Raw genomic sequence first — 19,152 nt, forward strand, 5'->3', positions numbered from 1 at the left:
CGGAGCCCATTCGAACACTCGACCAAGGAGCACACCCCATGACCCGTTTCCAGGGCAAAGTCGCACTCGTCACCGGCGCAGCGAGCGGCATCGGCAAGTCCACGTCGCTGCGCCTCGCACGTGAGGGCGCGTCCGTCGTCATCGCCGACATCAATGCGGCAGCCGGCCAGACCGTCGTCGACGAGATCACCGCCGCCGGGGGCACGGCCCTCTTCATCTCGCTCAACGTCACGAGCGAAGACGAGTGGAACGCCGCAGTCGCCACCACCGTCGACACCTTCGGCGGCCTCGACCTGCTGGTCAACAACGCCGGCATCGGCGACGCCCGCTCGATCGAAGACACCACGATCGAGGTCTGGGACAAGACCATCGCCGTCACGCAGACCAGCGTCTTCCTCGGCCTCAAGGCGGCGAGCGGCCCGCTCAAGGCCTCGGGCGCCGGATCCGTCGTCAACATCTCGTCGATCTACGGCCTCGTCGGCGGTTCGGCCGCCGGTCCCGCCTACCAGGCAGCCAAGGGCGCCGTGCGACTTCTGACCAAGAACGCCGCGCTCTGGTGGGTCGAGTCGGGCGTGCGCGTCAACTCGGTTCACCCCGGCTTCATCGACACCCCCATCCTCGAGGGAGCCCCGCGCGAGGCCCTCGCCGCCACCGTGCCGATGAAGCGCCTCGGCCAGCCCGAGGAGATCGCCTCGATGATCACCTACCTGCTGAGCGACGAGGCCAGCTTCATCACCGGCGCCGAGTTCGCCGTCGACGGTGGCTTCACCGCCGCCTAATCTTCCTGGCTCGCGCCGGTCACCATGACGGATGCGGCCTCACACACGCCCGACAGGACCTATCGCCCGGCAGCGGGTGAGCCTTTCCTGTTGGGCGTGCGCGCGTTTCAGGCGCCTACCGTCTGGAGCGCGATAGCCGAGAAGAACAGCGCGACCGTGAGCGCGATGGCAGCCGCAGGCACCCACCAGGACGTGCGGCGGTAGGTACGGCGGAATCCGATACCGAGGATGACCGCCACGACGATCACGACCGCCGACCAGAACATGCCCCAGACGGCGACAACCGTCGGACCGTAGTCGCAGTTCTCGAGGCACGACACGTCCATCGAGTTCAGGAAAACGAACGCGACCGCCAGGCAGAGCAACGGCAGCAGAGCGACCGACAACAAAATAGTGAGGGTGACGTCGAGCTGCTTCTTCACTGACTCCCCCTCTGCCTGCCGAACGTTCGCCAATCTAGCCGAACACCGACCGGGCTACCGCCGTCACCTCGATGCGGAAGCCGTCAGGCACCAGCAGCGATACGACCGGCGGCCTCCAGTAGGCGGCGAGTTCGACCGTCGCGCTGCGGCCATCAACCGTCTCGGCGCGCAGCACCCGCAGGGATTCGAATCGGGAGCCGGCCGGGCCCGACACGTAGCCGGTGACGGCTGCCGCGACATCCGGCGACCGCAACCGCGGACGCGTGCCCGACGACGTCGACTCGACCGAGCTCAGGTCGAACGACTCCGCGCCGACGAGGGCGGCACCGTCTGCGAGGGCGAACAGGCGCTTGCGCTCGAGGTAGAGCGAGGTCGCAGCGATCACGATCAGCACGAGAACCAGCGCGAGGAAGCCATAGAAGACCGTGAGCGGCAGGATCGATCCGCTCTCGTCGCGTCGCAGCCGGGCCGCGGCTGCCTGGCCTCGCCGGCTCACGGCGCCACTCCCCCGAACCGCGACACCTGCTGGGTCGCGCTCGACGAGATCGGCACGCTGAGCGGAACGTCGAGGTCGAGCACAGGAGGCACGAGCGGCAGCGTCACCCGGGTCGTTAGGTCGACCGTGACGAAGCCGCGGCGGGAGAGACAGGCGCCCGGGTTCGGCGTGCAGGTCACGGTCATCCGCACGTCGTCGGCGTCGAGGCCGTAGTCGGCGAGCGCGACCTGAACGGCCACCCGGGCACCGCGCTGTGCCTCGGCTACGGACTCCGACCCGACGAACACCCGGGCCGCCTGCCGCGACGCGCCCTCCACGGCGAACGACGCGCCCTGCAGCGCCGAAACGGTGAGCACCAGATAGACGAGCGGGACCAGCAGCACCAGCCCGGCGGTGATGAACTCGAGCGAGGCCGTGCCCGTCTCGTCACTGCTGATCCTGTTAGCGCCGTTCCCCTCAGTCGACAGTCTCCTTCGCGGCATGCCCGGTCACCTCCAGCCCGCCGTCGAGTCCGACGAGTCCGATGAGCGGCAGCGGAGTGCGCACTGTGACCGCGACGGCCGGATGCTCGAGGTAGCTGCCCGAAGTCGCGGTCACGTCGTTCGCGTACCCGGCCCCGATCGCCGTGGTGATGAGGTCGCGGGTGCGGGCGGCGCCGTCGGCGAGGGTGTTGTCGGCGAGCGCCCCGTAGCGGGCTCCCTCGGACGCGGCATCCAGAACCGTGTTGCGAACGTGCAGGGCGAATCCGAGCTGCAGCACCGACAGGGTGAGAACCGTGAGCAGCGCCGAGACCATCACGAACTCGGCCGGCGCCGAACCGCGGTCGCTGCCGAGCCTGGCCGGCCACACCCGCGAGGGCATGGCTAGAAGCTGGTCACGCGTTCGATGGCCTGCTCGAACACCTGACTGAGCGCCGGACCGGCGAGACCCCAGATGATGATCACCAAGCCCGCGGTCATCAAGGTGATCAGCACCCACCCCGGAACGTCGCCACGATCGTCGGTCGCTAGAAGTTTCAGTCGCGTCATTGCCTTCTCTTTTCTCTCGAAGTCGGTCACAGCCCCGTCTGCAGCACGAGGATGCCGGGGAAGATCGCGAACGCCACCGTGATCGGCAGGATGAGGAACACGAGCGGCACGAGCATCGCGACCTCTTTCTTGCCGGCGAGCTCGAGCAGCTGGCGCTTGGCGTCGTCGCGGGAGTCTTGGGCCTGCGCCCGCAGGACCTCGACGATCGGGGTGCCGCGGTCGAGTGCGCCGACCACCTGTTCGACGAAGCGGGTGAACGGCGGCAGATCGAGCTCGCGACCCACCCGTGCGAGCGACTCCGCGAAGGGCAGGCCCGTGTTCACGTCGGCGATCGCCCGGCCGAGCTCTGCCGCAAGCTCGCCCTGGCTGATGCGGGAGATGCGGCGGGTCGCATCGAGGATGCCCTCCCCCGCCGAAAGGCTGAGGGTGAGGAACTCGAGCACCGTCGGCAGCTCGCTCGCCATGCGGGCGAGCCGGGCGCGGGCGGCGCGCTGCAGAGCGTAGTCACGCAGGGCCACACCGCTCGCGGCGAAGACGGCGACGATGCCGAGCTGCGCGACGAGCGGGAGCGCGGTAGCCCGGGCGGCCGCGATCGAGGCGAGCACGCCGACCCCTGCCCCAAAGGTGGCCCACAACAGCTGCCGGCCCCGGAACTGCTCGACCGTCAACGGGGAACCCGCCTGACGCAGGCGGTGGGCCGTGGCATCCGGCCCGCCGAGCAGCACGCCGAGACCCCGTCGCAGGCCCTCGACGATCGGGGCGAACACGAATCCGAGCACGGGCAGCGGATCGGCCGGCCGCCGGGCGATCAGCTCACGGGCGCCCGGCGAGACGTCGAGCACGTAGGGCGCGACGCGGTCGACGAGGCGCGGGCGGCTGAGTCTCGGCGTCACGCTGAGGATCGCCCACAGGCCGAGGCCGAGAGTCACGCCGCACACGACGGCCCACGCGAGTGCGGGCGTCATCGGAACCACCGGCGTTCGTCGGGGATGCGGCCCACCGCGACCATGATGCGGTAGGCGACGACGGACACCACCAGGCCGACGACGACGAGCGCCGCGCCGGCGGCGGTGTTGTACGCGGCGGCGGCCTCGGGCCTGCTGGCGAGCAGCAACAGCACGATCCACGGCGCGGCGACGCCCAGCCGGGCGGCGTTCATCACCCACGACTGCCGCGCCTCGACCTCCGAGCGGATCGCCGCCTCCTGACGCAGGTAGGCGGCGAGGTTGCGCAGCACCGTGGTGAGCTCGCTGCCGCCCACCTCGCGCGACATGCGCAGCGTCTCGAGGATGCGGTCGGCGACAGGGTCGGCCAACCGGTCCTTCAGCTGCCCGATGCACAGGCCGAAGTTGCCGGTCGCGCGGTACTCCGCCTCGAACTCGGCGAAAGCCGCCCGGGTCACGGTCGGCCCGGCCCGCGCGAGGGTGACGACGCTGTCGGGCAGCGCGAGGCCCGAACGCACGGCGGAGACGAGGTGGTCGACGACGTCGGGCCAGACCACCCTGGTCGCCCGACGCCTCGCCCGGGCGCGCACCGTGACGAGCGCGGACGGCACAACGAGCGCGACGATCGCGGCCGCCACGGCGAGCGACGCAACCGGCACGAGCGCGTACACGACGGCCCCGCCGACGACGCCGAGCAGGAGAGACACCACGAAGAACAGCAGCGGCGTCACACGCCCGAGCCCGGCCTGCCGCAGTCGCACCCGCACCGGCGCGAGCGAACGGGAGGGGGTCGGCGCCTCCGGCGCCGGCCAGAGCACGGGCGACGCCACCAGCAGCACGCCAATGCCCATCACCAGTCCCCACACGGCGGTCACGAGCGCGGCCCCGCCAGAACAGCGGCCGGATCGAACCCGGCCGCACGGAACTTCGCGGTCTTGGTGGGGTGGCTGCCGGTGGCCGTGAGCGTTCCCGAGTCCATGGCGAAGATCGCGCTGGCCTCGACCATGGACCCGCTCACCTGCCCGCTCGGGGCCACGATCTCCACGACGCGCCGTTTTCCGCCGCGCGCTATCTCGCACTGCACGACGAGGTCGATGCACCCGGCCACCGTCGGCACCACGAATGCCGAGTCGATGTTGCGCCCGGCCAGCAGCGGCAGGGTCGATAGTTTCGACAGCGCGTCGCGGGCGCTGTTGGCGTGGATGCTCGACATGCCCGGCAGCCCGCTGTTGAGGGCGATCAGCAGGTCGAGCGACTCGGCCTCGCGCACTTCGCCGACCACGAGGCGGTCGGGGCGCATCCGCAACGATTCTTTGATCAGTCGGCGCAGCGTGATCTCGCCCGTTCCCTCGAGGCTGGGCTGCCTGCACTGCATGGCCACGCGGTCGCGCGCGGTGAGGTCGAGCTCGAACGTCTCCTCGACGGTGACGATGCGCTCGGTCGGCCGCGCGCTCGAGAGCAGGGCGTTCAGCAGCGTGGTCTTGCCGCTCTGCGTGGCCCCGGAGACGAGGATGTTCTGCCCCGACAGCACGCACATGCGCAGAAACTCGGCCGCCTGGTGCGTGAGCGAGCCGAGGGCGACGAGCCGCTGCAGGTCGCGGATGCGCTGCGTGAACTTACGGATGTTAACGGCCCAGTGGCGCTGGGTGACGTCGGGAATCACGACGTGCAGCCGCGAACCGACCGTTATCTACCCCCTTCGTGCGAATCGCCAGGAAAGCGCTGATGCAGCATGTAAGCCGAAGTCAGTCACTGTCTGATTTAGCGCGTTCGATAGAGGTCACGTTAGTTGAGGCGCCGGCTGAGAGCCTTCGAATTTCTTCGCTATAAGCCTGGCGTAGGTTCGACAAATCGTCTTCCAGAACCTGAACGAGGCGCCTGGACTCGGTCAGCTGTATTTCCGTCGTTCTGGACGTCTGAAGTAGCCGCTCGTAGGAGATACGGAGCTCCGCATGAACTTCTGGGTCGACCTTTCCCGGCGCGTCCAGCTGGGAGCCCAACCAGCGTTTTCGTTGACTAGACAGGTCTGTTACTTGCTGTTGCAAGCCGGCGATCACCGCCTTGTCGCGCTCGACGCGAGACAGAAGAGTTGCCCTGTCGGCCTTCAAGCCTCGTCCGTTGGCGAGCGTCTGGGTCGTCGAGGCGCGTTCGGCGTTATGTCTTAATTCGAGGGCGGCAGCCGCGATCGCGTCGTGCAGAACAGCGTGACTATGGATGAACTCGCGAGACACCTTCGCAGCGCGGGCGATGCCCGCAATTGTGATGTTCTCGCTTCGCGACTTTGCATTTTCCAGTGCGGTGAGAACGCTCGCCTTTTTCGTTTTCGATTCCGCCGCGCGGTGTCGGCGAAGGGCGTCCACAGCATTGTCACTCGGCATTTTGCTTTTCTCGCAGGATCTTTCGCAGGTCAATTCTTCGCGGCGACGTCGCCCGACGCCGGACGTCAGCCATCTGGTCTAGGGCACCCTTGATCGCTGTTCTCTCGTCGTCGCTGAGCGTGTCGATGTAGTTGTCGATGCCGTTGATAATCGCCGTGCAGTCTGCGATCCGGGCCGCATAGTGTTCGAGCAGGTGCGCCGATGCGCGGATTATGCGTGCGCGCTCCAGTTGCACTTGAAGGTGGGTACGCTTCGCGGCCATGCCATCGCGTTCGAGGGGGTCAACGAGGAAGAACGGGCATGACTCGCACGCGTGGTTGAGAGAGCAGGCTTCGCCGCCCGCCGCCACGTTTTGTGGCTCCGTGCAAGAGCCTAAGGTGACTGCAAGTTTGCCGAACCCATCACGTTCGCGGTCGATCGGGATCGCCTCGCCGAGCAGATTGAGTCGTCGCGGGGGAATCGCGGAGAGGGCCTTTTTCCTGCGTTTAGCGGTGACACTGAAGTAAGCCATCGTCGTCACGAAGCTCTTGTGCCCCATGTAGTCCTGCAACACGTCGGGAGTGGTTGTGGGCCGTCCGTCAGCGTCCGTGGCATCGGCGAGCCGTTGGGCGAACGCGTGCCGGAAGGAATACGGATCAATAGTGGAAAGGTCGAAGTAGATGAGGTTGCCTTCGGCTCCCTCCACGGCACTCGTAAAGGGAGCCTTCTCGGAGATGATCGCAATCAGATCATTGATTCGGTCCCCCAGATACCCGTGCCCGTAGTGCTGGTCGTTCGATCCGAATGACGAGGGGAAGAGCCATTTTGAGTCAACTCCGGCCTCGCGTTTTATCTTCTGCCAATCTCGGATGACGTCGTGTGTTTCCTGGTGGATGGGGAGCCGCTTGCCGCTGCCGAACGGTGGTTTCCCTTCTTGCCACTCCAAGTATGGTGAGCCCTGGGTGTCGTAGGAGATGCAGTCGTCTTCGAGCCTGGTGGTCTCGCCTGTTCGGCGGCCGCAACGCTCGTGCACGAATATCATGGCCTGCGCCTCGGCAGTTCGATACGCGTCAGCGCGAACAAGGAGGCCGAGGTGGTCCATCACCCAGTCGACGATCGGTTGGGGAACGAACCTGAACGGCTCGTCGGGGTTCTTTGCGCGGGATGCCATCTTGCCGATTGGAGCGTGCCGCTCCGGATCTACCGAAAATTGCGGCGCAATTTTGCCCCACACGTCTTGCTGCTCGTCATCAGCTCTAGCGAAATTGATCACGCGCGATAGGGCCAGGAGCTGTCGCCCCTGAGCTCTTGGATCGCTCCACCGTGTCCGGATCTCTTTCACTATGGCGTTCATGTCCGCCCCAGCAAGCGAGCGTGCTGCGGTGCCGCGCGCTCTCAGCGTCTCATCGGCGATGGTCCATGCGCTCTGGATGTGCGGGAGTTCGCCAATCCCGCGAGGAGCTCCCCGAACCCAAGCGCCAATGGCGTCGAGAATCCACTGCGTCTGTATCTCACGGAGGTCGAGGCCGGCGTTCCGGCCGACTCTCTTGCTGGTCTTTCTCAGTTCGAGATCCTGGAAGCGGATGATCCGAGGGTCACGGGGGTCGACGCCCGACCACTTCCTATGTGCCTCATCGACGAACCACTGCAGATCGTTTAGGAGCCCTCTCAGGCCGCCGTCTCGCTCTGCTATGTTTTCGCGCCCGAGTTTGTCGGCGCCCACGGTCGTTGCAATGTCGCTGTGTCGAAGGCCGAGGTAGGTTACTCGGATGTCGACGGGCGACATTCCTGCCGCTCCTTTGAGATCTCGTTGCTGGAGCGCGTAGAGGAGCTCCCACCTCACGGGATCCCTGAGAAGCCCGAACGGCGTGGCCATTGCCCTCGCGAAGGTGGTTCCGGCAGTTGGGTCCATCTCGGGTTCGACCCACAGTCGAAACCACAGCTTCAGGTCTTCGGAAGAGTCCGCCCCATGCTTTTTACGCCACGCATTGAAGCGAAAACTATGGGTATTGCAGAGTCCGTTGTCGTGGCTTTTGTCGTAGATGCAGCCCGGGTAGAGGCATGCTGGCAGGGGTGCGAGCGGCTGCGGGTTGTACTTGGAAATCCACAGATCGACGGTGTAGTCGGCCTCGTTGGCGCTCTTTCGGCGAGATCTATACCGTGCGCCGTGTGTGGTGCACATGCCGCTGCCGCTGTGGCTGCGAGGGCAGCCGTCAATCAGACATCCGACGCCGATCGGTGCCCTCACGCGTGGCGTCGTCTGCCATTCCTCACGGGACATGCGCGTTTCTTTCGGCATCGCCGTCCACGCCTGGCGACAGTTAGTGCAGATCGGTCCACGCTCGATTAAGATGCCGCAGTTGGGACGGGAACACAGGTCGAGGGCGACTTCCGGCTTTGTGTGATCTGGGGTGTAGACGAGTGTTTCCAGGTCGAACTCGTCTGGCCTCCAGTCAGGAACAATCATCGACTGCAGATGGTCGGACCACGTCGCGGCTTTCTCAGCGGCTGGCGCGATTAGCGCGTTTGAGAGTCTCATCGTTGCTCGATTTCTCCCAGGTGCAGTCGACGCGGGGCGATCGCGGCTAAGGCCTTTTTCTTGGCGGTTTCCAGATCGTGGGTGTAGACCTTGGTCGAGTTGATGCTTCGGTGGCCGAGCAGATCTTGGACAGTCTCAAGCGGCTGCGGTTCGCAGTCGATCCCTCGCACGAGGCGAGTGGCGAAGGTGTGCCGCAGCATGTGCGGCCCGGAGAGCTTGAACCGTATTCGGCGCGAACAGATCGCGATGAGCTTGCTCACTCCCGAGTACTTCATGGCCGCTCCGCGACTCTCTCCGAAGGTGTAGATGCTGACGAAGACGTGCGGCGAACGGTCGAGTTCACCAAGTTTCTTGCTTCGTTCAATGGCGTAGTCGACGTACCTGTCGATGAGGTCTTCGCTGGCGTACAGAAGTCGAGCTTGTCCCTTGGCCCGAGCTCCGTTCTCGACGCGGTTGTCCGTCCGGACGTGAAAATGAGGCTCGGTGACGTGGCATCGGAGCTCGGCCGAACCGCCGCCAAAATGAAGATCCTCGATGAACAGGGAGAGCGCCTCTCCGACACGGATTCCGGTGAAGTACATCAAGTCGATGAGGAAACGATCGCGCGATTTTAGTTCGATGGTTTCCAGCTCCGCGCGAGCGCGTGGGTCGTCGATCCAGTCTGGATCGCTGAGTTCGGTCTGGGCTCCAGGCACCCTCAGTTCCGCCGCAAGCACCTGGCGATGTGCTCCGTGCTCTCCGCCGGCCGGACTGCCGGGCGCGAAGTATTTGACCTGCGTCAGGCGGCGTGCCACGTCGGATGAGACAAGGTCTTGGCTATCGGCCCACTCGTAGAACGAGCGGACGGGAGTCATCCAAAGCGCCACCGTTTTCGGGCTTCGGAACATCTCCTCCCCGTTCGTCTTCAGTACGGGAGTGTTCGAAACGACTCGCCTCCAGAGTGCGATGTGATGAAGGGAGACCTCTCGCCAGTCGCTAGTGAGTACCGTCCACGAGAGGTACCACGCCACCCGCGCCCCGTAATGCTTGACCGTGTTGGGCGACTTTCCTGTATTCGTGAGGAACTGCAGCCAGGAAGACGCAGCATGGAGCTGGTCCGTCCCGTCAGTGATGACGTAACGGTCACCGTCCGCTGTCGTGGCAACGGCAAGCGAGTACGCGGGATTGAGGATCACTCCATCAAGCTACTGACACCGTCCGACAATGGGAGTCAGTCACAGGCCTGATCCCCCAGTGTCTGCTTGTCGCTGACTAAAGAATTAGGGGCTAGATAACGTCGGGCAGCGACGCGTCGACGAAAGGAGACGACAGGTCGACGCGACGACCGGATGATTGCAGCATCCGTTCGACGAGGTCGCGCACCTCGCTGTCGGTCAGCTCGACGGCGGTGAGCTCGGGCACGCCGTCGCGCGCGACGAAGACGCGGTTCGGGCCGTTGATCCAGATCTCTTCGATCTCGGCGTCGTCGAAGAACGGCTGCAGCGCGCCGAATCCGGTGAGCGTCGCGACGATCTGCCGCGTGGTGATCGCCTCGTCGGCGAGCAGCGGCACCGACCCGCCGAGAGCCCGCTCGCTGTACCGCCGCACGGCGTCGCTGACGTAGCGGCCGGCGAGTTCCCGGTCGGTGCGCAGGTCGACGCCGTCGCGCCGCACGCGCTCGCGCACCTGGTCGGTGATGATCGACTCGGCGTGCGACATGCAGACATTGTGTTCGGATGCCACGCTGGCCGCGGGAGTTTTCCACAGGTGGTGCGCGGGCGGCTACTCGGGCGGCTATTCGGGGGGCTGCGAGGCGGCCAGCTCCTCGAGGTCAATGTCAATGAGGCCCTGCAGCCGCTGCTGCTTCGTCGCCTCGTAGTCGGGTTCGGCGGCGAAGTCGCGCGCACGTAGGCCACCGACGACCTCGCGCCCGATCTCCTGCGCGGCATCGGTTCGGGCGGCGTCGACGAGTCCGGCGACCGCTGCCGGGTCGGCCGCCATCTCGAGAAGCGCAGCCGCGAGCATGCGGTGCACCGTCGGACGGCGGCGGTACTCCTCGTCGCGAAGGGCGCTGTTCTCGTCACCCTCGCCGTCGTCGGCGCGTACATAGCCGCGTTCGGTCCGCACCTCTTCAAGCCGCTCGGCCGTGGCGGCGCTCTCGGCAGCGACCGACGCCAGCTGGTCACGCGCGGCACCGGCGATCGCCTCGGCATCGTAGGCGTGGTGCTCGCGGAGGGCGGCGACGATCAGCTGGTTCTTCAGAGCCATGCGCACCGCGGAGGCGGAGATCATCACGCCCTCCTCGACGACCCGCTCGATGGGCGCGAGCGGCGCCACCGGCGGGTGCGCGTATTTGCCGAGATCTACGCCTCGCCGCCGCCGCCATAGAGATCTCACGTCATAGACGCTACTCCGGATGCCGCGGGCGCGACGAAGCCGGGCAGCCCCTGAACGAGGATGCCCGGCACGCGTCGCCGCTACGCGCGGCGTCGGCTGGTCAGCAGCAGTCCGAAGCCGATGATCAACAAAAACCCGATCGCGCCGAGCAGCGGCGCGATCTCGACACCGGTCGACGCGAGAGCGACAGTCGAGAGTGCCGCCGTCGCGGTACCGGCTGATCCGAAAGCACCGGTCGAACCGAGGGTGAAGCCGAGGCCGGTCCCGGTGCCAAGCCCGGTCGTGGGGGTCACGCCGGTGGTGGCCGCGCCGTTCACTCCGTTGCTCGTACCGGCGTCGGTCGTCAGCGGGCTCGTGACCGGAGCCGACGGCGTGGTGGGACCGGCCGGAACTGTCGGCACCACGGGGGTGCCGACTCCGGTTGTCGAACCAGCGCCGGTCTCGGTGTCACCGAGAACGCTGATGGCGTTGTCCCCGACGGTGATCGGCAGCGAGATGGAAGGGAGGATCTGCGTTCCTCCCAGCACTCCATCGTTCCCCGTGGTCGTCACGTCGTCTCTCGTACCCTCTTGTTGGATCGACGTGGATGAACCGGTGGACGCAGCATCCCCCAGAATGCTGATCGCGTTACCACCGACGAAGACGGGAAGTTCGACGACCGGTGCGACCTGCGTGCCACCGGCGATGCTGTCGTTGCCCGAGGTAGAGGCGCCGTCGGTCGTTTCAACGGGAGCCGCCGCCGCGGTCGGCGCAGAAGCGCCCTCCGACGACGAGTCGCCCAGCACGCTGACCGCGTTACCGCCGACCGTCACCGGGACCGCGATGTCGGGCAGCACCTGGGTGCAACCCGCGACGCTGTCGCTGCCCGACGTGGTCGGAGCTGACATGGTCTGAGCTGACGTAGCGGGAGCCGAGGCCGGAGCGGCCGGTTCGGCGACCGGAGCTGCAGCGACCGGAGCTGCAGCGACCGGGGCCGGAGTTGCCGACGAGTCGCCGACGACGCTGATCGCGTTGCCCTGCACAGCTATCGGTGCGGCGGCCTCGACCACGGCCTGCGTACCGCCCAGAGCCGAGTCGGTGCCGCTGGTCGTCGCCGGTGCCGGGGCAGGAGCCGGAGCCGCAGGAATGGCGGTCGGCGACGGGGCGACGGCACCGCCCGCCAGCGAGTCGCCGAGAACGCTGACCGCGTTACCGGTCACGTCGATCGGGGCGGTGACGGGTGCGACGATCTGGGTGCCCGAGAGCAGCCCGTCGTCTCCGGTGGTGTCGGCGGCGTTGGCGATGCCGGCCCCGAGGAGAGTGAGCCCCCCGGTGAAAAGCACGAGGGCAAGCCCCCGAGAAACGTATCTGGACATGGTTGTTACTCCTTGTTGATTGAGTGGGTGATTGCTTCCGTCGCGGAAGCGGAGGTCGTACCTGCGTCGGAGCGCAGGGGCGACCCACTCAGTCGGGAGTCGTGTCCGAGGGGAACGTGGGCGACGACGGCAGTTCGTCGTCGGCGAGCGTGGAGACCGCGGCACCACCGGCGGCGGTCACGTCGAAGCCGCGCACCAGGTCGGCGCTGGAAAACGAAAGGCCCGCCGCACTCGACGCAGCGCTACCCGAGAGCGCGGTCGGTGCGGCGGGCAATGGCACCTCGGACGGCATACCCAGTGCCGTGTCGAGGCGCGCGGATGTCGCGAGCTGCATGCTCAGCGAAGTGTGCGGGTTCGCGCGCGCTGTGGTCGCGCGAGCCGTGGCATCCGTTTCGGACACCGAACCGGTGACCGACGCGGCCATGACGCCTGCGGATACATCGTCGGCGGCGGGTTGCGACGGGTCGACGGGGATTCCGTCGACGAGCAGCCCGTCGACGACAGGGGCCGCCGGCGTGAGCGTCGGGAAGGCCGGAGCGAGCGGCGCCACGACCTCGGCGAGCGCGGGCGATAGCGGTGAGACCACGGCCGAGACGACCGGCACCAGAGGATCGACGACCGGTGAAAGCGGCGCGACGACCGGCGCGATCACCGCGACGACGGGTGCCGTCACGGGTGAAGCGACGGTCACGACCGGCGCCACAACGGGAGCGACCGCCGCCACGACGGGGGCAGGTACCGCAACCGTGACTGCCTGGGCGGCAATCGGTGCAACCGCCTGGACCACGGGTTCTACGGCCTGAACGGGCGCCGCGACGACGGGAGCGAGGGGTTCTGTGACGGAGCCGACGAGAGTGCCGACGGGGTCGACGAGCGAACCATCGTCTGCCGAGGCTGAACTCGAGCCGATGAAGAGGCTCACGATGAACCAGAGGAGGGTGGCGAGGCCGGCGAGAGCGAGGAGGCGCACGGCGCGGAGGTGTTGTGACAGGTCCACGATCGCCCCCATTCCCCCTTGAAAGAAAAGCTACTCACGTTTACCTAAGCACGGCCGCGGTCGGGTGTCTACCCGTTTCCGCCTGAAAAGTGAATCCTTTTCCGGCCGCCCCGAACGGGACGGCCGCACGCCCTCCATTACACTTATGAGCGCTCGCGGGAGTGGTGAAATTGGTATACACGCAGGTTTTAGGTACCTGTGCCGAAAGGCGTGAGGGTTCAAGTCCCTTCTCCCGCACTGTGCAGGTTGCGCACGCGAAACTCCGGGATCAACCGATCGCGCGTGAGCCGCATCGTCGGTCGATGATCGCGGCAATGCCCGCGACGGCCGCGATGACCGCAGCGAGCGCCGTTGGCAGATGGAGCGCCGTGCCGACGAGCGCACCGGCTGCAGCGGTTCCGGCCGACCCGGCCGTGATCTTTAGAGCGCCCACCCACACGAAGACCTGTCCGCGCGCTGCGGGCGGTGAGAATTCGCTTCGAGCGGCGAGGGTCGCGGCGAAGAAGTACGAGTTTGCTATACCGACCGCGGCGTAACCGAGCACCGCGAGGATGAGATTGGGAACGAGCAGCACCGCGACGAGAGCTGCGGCGACGGTGAGTGCGAGGTGGGGCAGAAGCACATCGGCGTCGCCGCCCAGCGGGCGGATCATCACCCCGACGGAGCCCGCGAGGCTGCCGACGCCGTACGCCGCGGTAAGGGCGGCCGCCGCGGCCGCCGCCTCCCCGAGGCCGGCCGTCGACGACACAGCCACGATCGGCAGAACCGCGACCGCCAGTGCCACCGTCATCGTGAGATAGAGGGTGCGCCTCAGGGGTCCCGACGCGACCACGACGCTGAGGGTGCGCAGCGGCCGTGGAACATCGGCCGCCGACGCGGCCGCCTCGGCGAACGGGAGCAGGCGGACCAGCCCGGCGGCGGCGAATGTGCCGCCGGCCAGCACGAGGGCGGCGACGGTGGGCGACGCCCAGACCGAGACGAGGGCGACGACGGATGGCCCGATGGTGCCACCCAGGCCGTAGGTGGCGACGTCCCAGCCCTGAGCCCGTCGTTGGCTCCGCCGGTCAGGGCCGGCGATCGCGGGCAGGCGGCTGCTTATTCCGCCCGTGAGGAACGGGCCGAAGAGGCCCGCGGCGAAGAGCAGGATCGCGGTCAGGATGGGCGACACCTGCGGGTAGAGCAGCACCGCTGCCGCGAGCGCAGCGCCGTGGACGAGGCAGGCCATAGCGACGACGCTCCGGGCGTCGCGGGCGGTATCGAGCCTGCGGGCGAGGAACGGTCCGAGCAGGTGCGGGGCGGTGATGCTCGCGCCGAGGAGCCCGGCGAGCCAACCGGGCGCCCCGCTGGCGGTGACGACGAGTACGACCGCGACCACGCCGCCTCCGTCAGCGGCGCGGGCGAGGGTGGCGGCCGCGACGTACCGCGTGAGGCCCCAGCGCGGTCGCGGACCTACCGCGTCGCCGGCGTCATGCGGTTCGGCCACGTGTCAGTCCGCGAGGTGCAGCTCGTCGACGAGCCGGGCGACACGTGCACGCCCGACCGTGTCGAGACCCCGCACCGGGCGCGGTAGGCAGTCAGTCGCGACGAGGCCGAGATGCTCCGCGATCGCGGCGGTGACCCGGTAGCTTCCGTGCTGGGCGAACATCGCCCACAGGGGCGCCAATCGCTTGGATTCCGCCGAGGCGGCGGCGTGGTCGCCCGACCTGGCAGCGCGGGTGATTGTGAGGGCCGGCACCGGGAGGGTGCCCCCGATGACGGAGTACCAGGCGTCGCACCCCGCATTGAGACCGGTCGCCGCGTCGCCGTCGCCGGATACGCCGATGGTGACTGAGCCGGGAATGCGTTCCCGGATGGTCCGCACGCGCGCTGCTGCCTCGCCGGGGTCGACGGGCACGCCGGGGATCTTGATCGACGCCACCCACGGCAGTGTCGCGATGCGCGCGTACAGGTCGTCGGAGAAGGTGACGTGGGTGGTACCGGGGTTGTCGTAGACGACCAAGGGAACGGACAGGCCGGCGGTCACGTCCTCGAAGAGGCCGAATACCTCGTCGTCACCGAGCGCCTGGTAGGTGACGGGAGCGAGGAGCACCGCGCTGGCACCGGCGTCCTGCGCGTCATCCGCGAGTTTCTGCACCTGAGAGGTGCGCAGCGCACCGATTCCGACGATGACAGGCACCGGGCCCGCCTGCCGCACGGCGGCCTGCGCGACGCGACGCCGCTCGTCGCGATCGAGATACATGTACGAGCCGGTCGACCCGAGGGCGGTGATGGAGTCGACTCCGGCGGACGTGAGCCGTTCGAGCAGGCGCGCGTAGGCGGCCTCGTCGAACGCGTCGTCGCGCAGCGGGGTGTGGGGGAACGCGCTGAGGCCGGTGAACATGAGTGCTCCGATCATCGAGTGGGTAGTGGATTCGCGGCCGCGGCCGATCAGACCGTGCGCGGCTCGTAGACGGTCAGCGAGAACTGCGCCGGTTCGACGCCGTCGTTGCCGTACGCGTGCGGCACGTCGCCAGGGAACATGAGGGCGTCGCCGGCGGCGAGCTCGAAGCGGTCGTCGCCGACCTCGAGGGTGACGACACCGGCCAGGGCGTGCAGCAGTTCCGTCGTGCCCCGGCGGTGCGGTTCGCTCTCGTGCCGGTCGCCGGCGTTGAGCCGCCAGTCCCACAGCACCACGACCTCCGGCGGTCGCGAGCTGACGAGCAGCACACCGCGACCGCCGTGTTCGCCAGCCCACAGTTGCACGCCTTCGCCCGCGCGAGTGAGCGTGACCGCGCGGGATGTCGGCGGCTCGACGAGCGTCTGCAGGGCTATGCCGAGAGCGTCGCTCATGCCCAGCAGTGTGCCGATGCTCGGGTTCGCCTCGCCCTGCTCGATGTTCACTAGCTGACGGCGGCTTACCCTCGCGGCCTCGGCGAGTTGGTCGAGGGTCCACTCCCGTGCGATCCGCTCTCGCCGGATCCGACCGCCGATCGCGGCGGCGAGCGTCGCCGTGTTCGCATCCATATGGGAACCATAATGCACTATGAGTGCAATATCGAGCGACAAATTGACTTAGTGCAACACCACCGACGGCTTCCCGACGTCCCACTCGAGCGGAATCACGTTGACCCCGCGCTGGATGAACAGCGAATCCCACGAGTGGAATACCAGCACGTCCGTGCCATCCGGGGCCGTCACGACGTCTTGACCTCCGGGGCCGAGATAGCGCCCGTCGCCGAGCTCCGTCGTGAGCAGCGGACCGCCGGCCTTCGTGAATGGACCGAGGGCGGATGGCGCCGTCGCGTAGCCGGTCGCGTACGCGTCGCCGCCGTAGTCGTTCGCGGAGTACAGCAGCGTGTAGACGCCGTCGCGCTTCACCAGGGTGGGGGCCTCGATGAGGTTGCCCTCCCAGGCCTGGTCCTGCATCAGCAGCTTCGAGGTCTCCCCCGCGAGCGCCGTGCCGTCGGGCGACAGCTCGGCGATCTGCAGCCAGGTGTCGAGGGCGCAGCAATTGCCGTCGTTCTTCCACAGCAGGTAGGGCGTGCCGTCGTCGTCGACGAAGGTGGCGGCGTCGATCGCTCCGCCCTCGTCGGGCGGGCACACGATCGGCGCGGTGCCGACGGGGGCGAAGGGCCCCTCCGGGCTGGTCGCGGTCGCGACCCCGATGCACTGCATGGCCGGGTTCTTGTTCGCGGCCGTGAAATACATGACGAAGGCGCCCGGTGTGAGCTCGGAGACCTCGGGCGCCCAGGTCTTGCCGGGTGCAGCCCAGGCGGGAAGGTCGGGCAGCGCGTCGGCCGCCAGCACCTCCCAGCTCTCGAGATCGGTCGAGACCGCCGTCTGCACGTTGAATCCCGCGCCGTTGGTCGCGAACGCGTAGTAGCGGTCGCCGGTCGCCAGAACGTCGGGGTCCGGGAAATCCTGGTCGATGGCGAAGTCGTCGGTGATCACCTCGTCCGTGACCGCCGCCCCCTCCGTGTCATCCGCACCGCTCTCTGGGCTGGAGCACCCGGCGAGCACCACGGCGAGCGCGACCAGCACGACTGCCGGACGGCGCATCAGCCCTTGACCCCCGACGCGGCCACGCTCTCGACGATCTGCTTCTGCGCGAGCGTGAACAGGATCAGCACGGGCACCGAGGCGATCACCGCTCCGGCCATCACGATGCCGAAGTGCGTCGAGTAGGTGCCCTGCAGCACCGAGAGTCCGGGCTGCAGCGTCAGGTTCTCGGGGCTGAGCAGCACGTAGATCGGCCAGATGAAGTCGTTCCAGTTGGTGAGGAAGCTCAGTACCGCGAGGGTGGCGAGCGCCGGCCGCGACAGGGGCAGGATGATCTGCCAGAAGATGCGGAAGTCGCCGGCACCGTCGACGCGGGCCGCCTCCTCGATCTCCCCCGGAAGGCCGATGAAGAACTGGCGCAGGAAGAACACGCCGAACGCGCCGGCCGACCCCGGAATGATGACCGCCCAGAGGGTGTCGAGCCAGCCGAAGTTATCGACGATGAGGTAGTTCGGAATGAGGAAGATCACGCCCGGCACTAGCAGGGTCGCGATGATCGCCGAGAAGACGATCTTCTTGCCCCAGAACTCCAGCCGGGCAAGCGCATACGCCGCGGCGGAAGCGGTGACCAGGATGATCAGCGTCTGCGCGGTCGCGGCGATGACGCTGTTCGCGAACCACCGCAGAATCGGCAGGTTACCGGTCGCGAGCGTGCCGTAGGCCTCGGTGGTGAAGGGGTTCGGTATAGGCGAGGCCGGGGAGCTGATCGCGTCGAAGTCGGTCTTGAACGAGGTGAGCAGCATCCACAGCAACGGCACGACGATGATGAACGACAGCAGGTACAGCGCAACGTAGGCCAGGGCGTTCGGTGCGCCGCGGCGCCGGGACGTGCCCGGCCGGGAAGGAGCGGTCACGGTACTCATTTCGTGTTGTCCCTCTGCAGGCGGAAGTTGATGACGCTGACGACCGCGAGGATCGCGAAGAGCACGTAGCTCATGGCCGTGGCGGCGCCCATCTGGTTCTGGGCCAATCCCTGATCGGCGATGTACATGATGGCGGTGCGTGTCTGGGTACCCGGGCCGCCCTGGGTGATGAGGTACGACTGGCCGAACATGTTGGCCGAGGAGAGCAGCGTGACGGTGACGACGAAGGTCATCACGGGGCGCAGCCCCGGCAGGGTGACGTTGGTGAACTTGCGCCAGGCGCCGGCGCCGTCGAGCGACGCGGCCTCGTACAGGTCGGGGTTGATGCCCTTGAGACCCGCGAGCAGGATGACGGTGTTGAGGCCGAGGGTCCACCAGACGGTAATTCCCACGAGCGAGATCCACGCCCACGGCACGTCGACGGTCCACGGCGTATCGGAGGGCAGCCCGAGCAGGCCGAGCACGGCGTTCACCACGCCGAGCTGCGGGTCGAGCAGGTAGCGCCACAGCACGCTGACCACGGCGACACCGAGTACGTAGGGCGCGAAGAAGATTCCGCGGAAGACGGTTCCGCCTCTGATGCGGCGGTTCAGCAGCAGCGCGATGCCCAACGGCACGGCGAGAAGCAGGGGCACGCTCGCGACCACGAAGATGCCGGTGGCACCCATGCTCTGCCAGAAGTCGCTGAAGGTGATCGAGCCCGGCGTGAACAGGTCGAAGAAGTTCTGGAGCCCGACGAAGGGGTGGTCGTCGAGCAGCGGGTTCCACACGTGGAGGCTGATCCACAGGCCGTAGACGGCGGGGAACAGCACGAAGATCCCGAAGATGACGAGGAACGGCGCCAGGAAGAGGTAGGCCGTGAGCGTCTTGCGGCCGGCCGCCGCCCCGCGGGGGCCGGAGCCCCCGCGGTGCGGGGCGACGATTCTGGGATAAGCCACCGTTCGGGGGGGTGTTCTGG

Annotated in this window: 21 protein-coding genes, 1 tRNA gene and 1 pseudogene; 2 read left to right on the forward strand and 21 right to left on the reverse strand. The window is 67.5% G+C overall.

Annotation, left to right across the window (positions count from 1 at the left end):
* Nucleotides 1-38 precede the first annotated feature (38 nt).
* Complete coding sequence (locus tag ACLQ6X_RS03355) at nt 39-779, forward strand: SDR family NAD(P)-dependent oxidoreductase (RefSeq protein WP_411698756.1); 741 nt, start codon at nt 39-41, stop codon at nt 777-779.
* 107 nt (nt 780-886) lie between these two features.
* Here ACLQ6X_RS03355 and ACLQ6X_RS03360 read toward each other — a convergent pair whose 3' ends face one another.
* The 15 genes and pseudogenes from ACLQ6X_RS03360 to ACLQ6X_RS03430 all read right to left on the reverse strand — a co-directional run bounded on the left by ACLQ6X_RS03360 (nt 887) and on the right by ACLQ6X_RS03430 (nt 13,293).
* Nucleotides 887-1,201 (reverse strand): hypothetical protein, encoded by a 315-nt coding sequence (locus ACLQ6X_RS03360; protein ID WP_411698757.1) that lies wholly within the window; start codon nt 1,199-1,201, stop codon nt 887-889.
* A 34-nt stretch (nt 1,202-1,235) separates the two neighbouring features.
* Entirely contained in the window at nt 1,236-1,697 is a 462-nt protein-coding gene (locus ACLQ6X_RS03365) for a pilus assembly protein TadG-related protein (RefSeq protein ID WP_411698758.1), read from the reverse strand.
* Nucleotides 1,694-2,179, reverse strand: coding sequence for a hypothetical protein (locus ACLQ6X_RS03370; protein ID WP_411698759.1), 486 nt, complete (start codon nt 2,177-2,179; stop codon nt 1,694-1,696). The genes ACLQ6X_RS03365 and ACLQ6X_RS03370 overlap by 4 nt, the downstream gene beginning before the upstream one ends.
* Nucleotides 2,154-2,558 carry a TadE/TadG family type IV pilus assembly protein gene (locus tag ACLQ6X_RS03375; RefSeq protein WP_411698760.1) on the reverse strand — a complete coding sequence of 135 codons (405 nt, stop codon included), beginning with the start codon at nt 2,556-2,558 and terminating at the stop codon, nt 2,154-2,156. The genes ACLQ6X_RS03370 and ACLQ6X_RS03375 overlap by 26 nt, the downstream gene beginning before the upstream one ends.
* Nucleotides 2,559-2,560: 2 nt before the next feature.
* Complete coding sequence (locus ACLQ6X_RS03380) at nt 2,561-2,755, reverse strand: hypothetical protein (protein WP_411698776.1); 195 nt, start codon at nt 2,753-2,755, stop codon at nt 2,561-2,563.
* On the reverse strand, nt 2,752-3,690 hold the full coding sequence (locus ACLQ6X_RS03385; RefSeq protein WP_411698761.1) for a type II secretion system F family protein: 939 nt from the start codon (nt 3,688-3,690) through the stop codon (nt 2,752-2,754). The genes ACLQ6X_RS03380 and ACLQ6X_RS03385 overlap by 4 nt, the downstream gene beginning before the upstream one ends.
* On the reverse strand, nt 3,687-4,544 hold the full coding sequence (locus ACLQ6X_RS03390; RefSeq protein WP_411698762.1) for a type II secretion system F family protein: 858 nt from the start codon (nt 4,542-4,544) through the stop codon (nt 3,687-3,689). The genes ACLQ6X_RS03385 and ACLQ6X_RS03390 overlap by 4 nt, the downstream gene beginning before the upstream one ends.
* A pseudogene (locus ACLQ6X_RS03395) lies at nt 4,541-5,350 on the reverse strand (CpaF family protein); the annotation flags it as partial. The gene ACLQ6X_RS03390 and the pseudogene ACLQ6X_RS03395, both read right to left, overlap by 4 nt.
* Before the next feature lie 64 nt (nt 5,351-5,414).
* On the reverse strand, nt 5,415-6,047 hold the full coding sequence (locus tag ACLQ6X_RS03400) for a hypothetical protein (protein ID WP_411698763.1): 633 nt from the start codon (nt 6,045-6,047) through the stop codon (nt 5,415-5,417).
* Nucleotides 6,037-8,565 carry a hypothetical protein gene (locus ACLQ6X_RS03405; RefSeq protein ID WP_411698764.1) on the reverse strand — a complete coding sequence of 843 codons (2,529 nt, stop codon included), beginning with the start codon at nt 8,563-8,565 and terminating at the stop codon, nt 6,037-6,039. Before ACLQ6X_RS03405 ends, ACLQ6X_RS03400 begins: the two co-directional genes overlap by 11 nt.
* Nucleotides 8,562-9,740 carry a tyrosine-type recombinase/integrase gene (locus tag ACLQ6X_RS03410; RefSeq protein WP_411698765.1) on the reverse strand — a complete coding sequence of 393 codons (1,179 nt, stop codon included), beginning with the start codon at nt 9,738-9,740 and terminating at the stop codon, nt 8,562-8,564. The genes ACLQ6X_RS03405 and ACLQ6X_RS03410 overlap by 4 nt, the downstream gene beginning before the upstream one ends.
* Nucleotides 9,741-9,831: 91 nt before the next feature.
* Nucleotides 9,832-10,263, reverse strand: coding sequence for a hypothetical protein (locus tag ACLQ6X_RS03415; RefSeq protein ID WP_411698766.1), 432 nt, complete (start codon nt 10,261-10,263; stop codon nt 9,832-9,834).
* A 75-nt stretch (nt 10,264-10,338) separates the two neighbouring features.
* A complete protein-coding gene (locus ACLQ6X_RS03420; RefSeq protein ID WP_411698767.1) occupies nt 10,339-10,941 on the reverse strand; it encodes a hypothetical protein in 603 nt (200 codons plus the stop codon).
* Between the two features lie 80 nt (nt 10,942-11,021).
* Nucleotides 11,022-12,296 (reverse strand): chaplin family protein, encoded by a 1,275-nt coding sequence (locus ACLQ6X_RS03425; RefSeq protein WP_411698768.1) that lies wholly within the window; start codon nt 12,294-12,296, stop codon nt 11,022-11,024.
* 88 nt (nt 12,297-12,384) lie between these two features.
* Complete coding sequence (locus ACLQ6X_RS03430; RefSeq protein WP_411698769.1) at nt 12,385-13,293, reverse strand: hypothetical protein; 909 nt, start codon at nt 13,291-13,293, stop codon at nt 12,385-12,387.
* Nucleotides 13,294-13,448: 155 nt separating this feature from the next.
* Between ACLQ6X_RS03430 and ACLQ6X_RS03435 the strand changes: the two genes are divergently transcribed.
* Nucleotides 13,449-13,530 (forward strand) — tRNA-Leu (locus ACLQ6X_RS03435).
* Nucleotides 13,531-13,561: 31 nt separating this feature from the next.
* Here ACLQ6X_RS03435 and ACLQ6X_RS03440 read toward each other — a convergent pair.
* The 6 genes from ACLQ6X_RS03440 to ACLQ6X_RS03465 are packed head-to-tail and all read right to left on the reverse strand — an operon-like array spanning nt 13,562 to nt 19,132.
* Nucleotides 13,562-14,776 (reverse strand): MFS transporter, encoded by a 1,215-nt coding sequence (locus ACLQ6X_RS03440; protein WP_411698770.1) that lies wholly within the window; start codon nt 14,774-14,776, stop codon nt 13,562-13,564.
* 3 nt (nt 14,777-14,779) lie between these two features.
* Complete coding sequence (locus tag ACLQ6X_RS03445) at nt 14,780-15,673, reverse strand: dihydrodipicolinate synthase family protein (RefSeq protein ID WP_411698774.1); 894 nt, start codon at nt 15,671-15,673, stop codon at nt 14,780-14,782.
* A 47-nt stretch (nt 15,674-15,720) separates the two neighbouring features.
* Nucleotides 15,721-16,296 (reverse strand): helix-turn-helix domain-containing protein, encoded by a 576-nt coding sequence (locus ACLQ6X_RS03450; protein ID WP_411698771.1) that lies wholly within the window; start codon nt 16,294-16,296, stop codon nt 15,721-15,723.
* A gap of 48 nt (nt 16,297-16,344) precedes the next feature.
* A complete protein-coding gene (locus ACLQ6X_RS03455) occupies nt 16,345-17,331 on the reverse strand; it encodes a glycoside hydrolase family 43 protein (RefSeq protein WP_411698772.1) in 987 nt (328 codons plus the stop codon).
* Nucleotides 17,331-18,194: a carbohydrate ABC transporter permease gene (locus tag ACLQ6X_RS03460; protein ID WP_411698773.1), complete on the reverse strand. Its 864-nt coding sequence runs from the start codon at nt 18,192-18,194 to the stop codon at nt 17,331-17,333. The genes ACLQ6X_RS03455 and ACLQ6X_RS03460 overlap by 1 nt, the downstream gene beginning before the upstream one ends.
* Entirely contained in the window at nt 18,191-19,132 is a 942-nt protein-coding gene (locus ACLQ6X_RS03465; RefSeq protein ID WP_411698775.1) for a carbohydrate ABC transporter permease, read from the reverse strand. Before ACLQ6X_RS03465 ends, ACLQ6X_RS03460 begins: the two co-directional genes overlap by 4 nt.
* Between the last annotated feature and the right edge of the window lie 20 nt (nt 19,133-19,152).

Source organism: Conyzicola sp. (assembly GCF_046714715.1).
GTDB lineage: Bacteria > Actinomycetota > Actinomycetes > Actinomycetales > Microbacteriaceae > Conyzicola.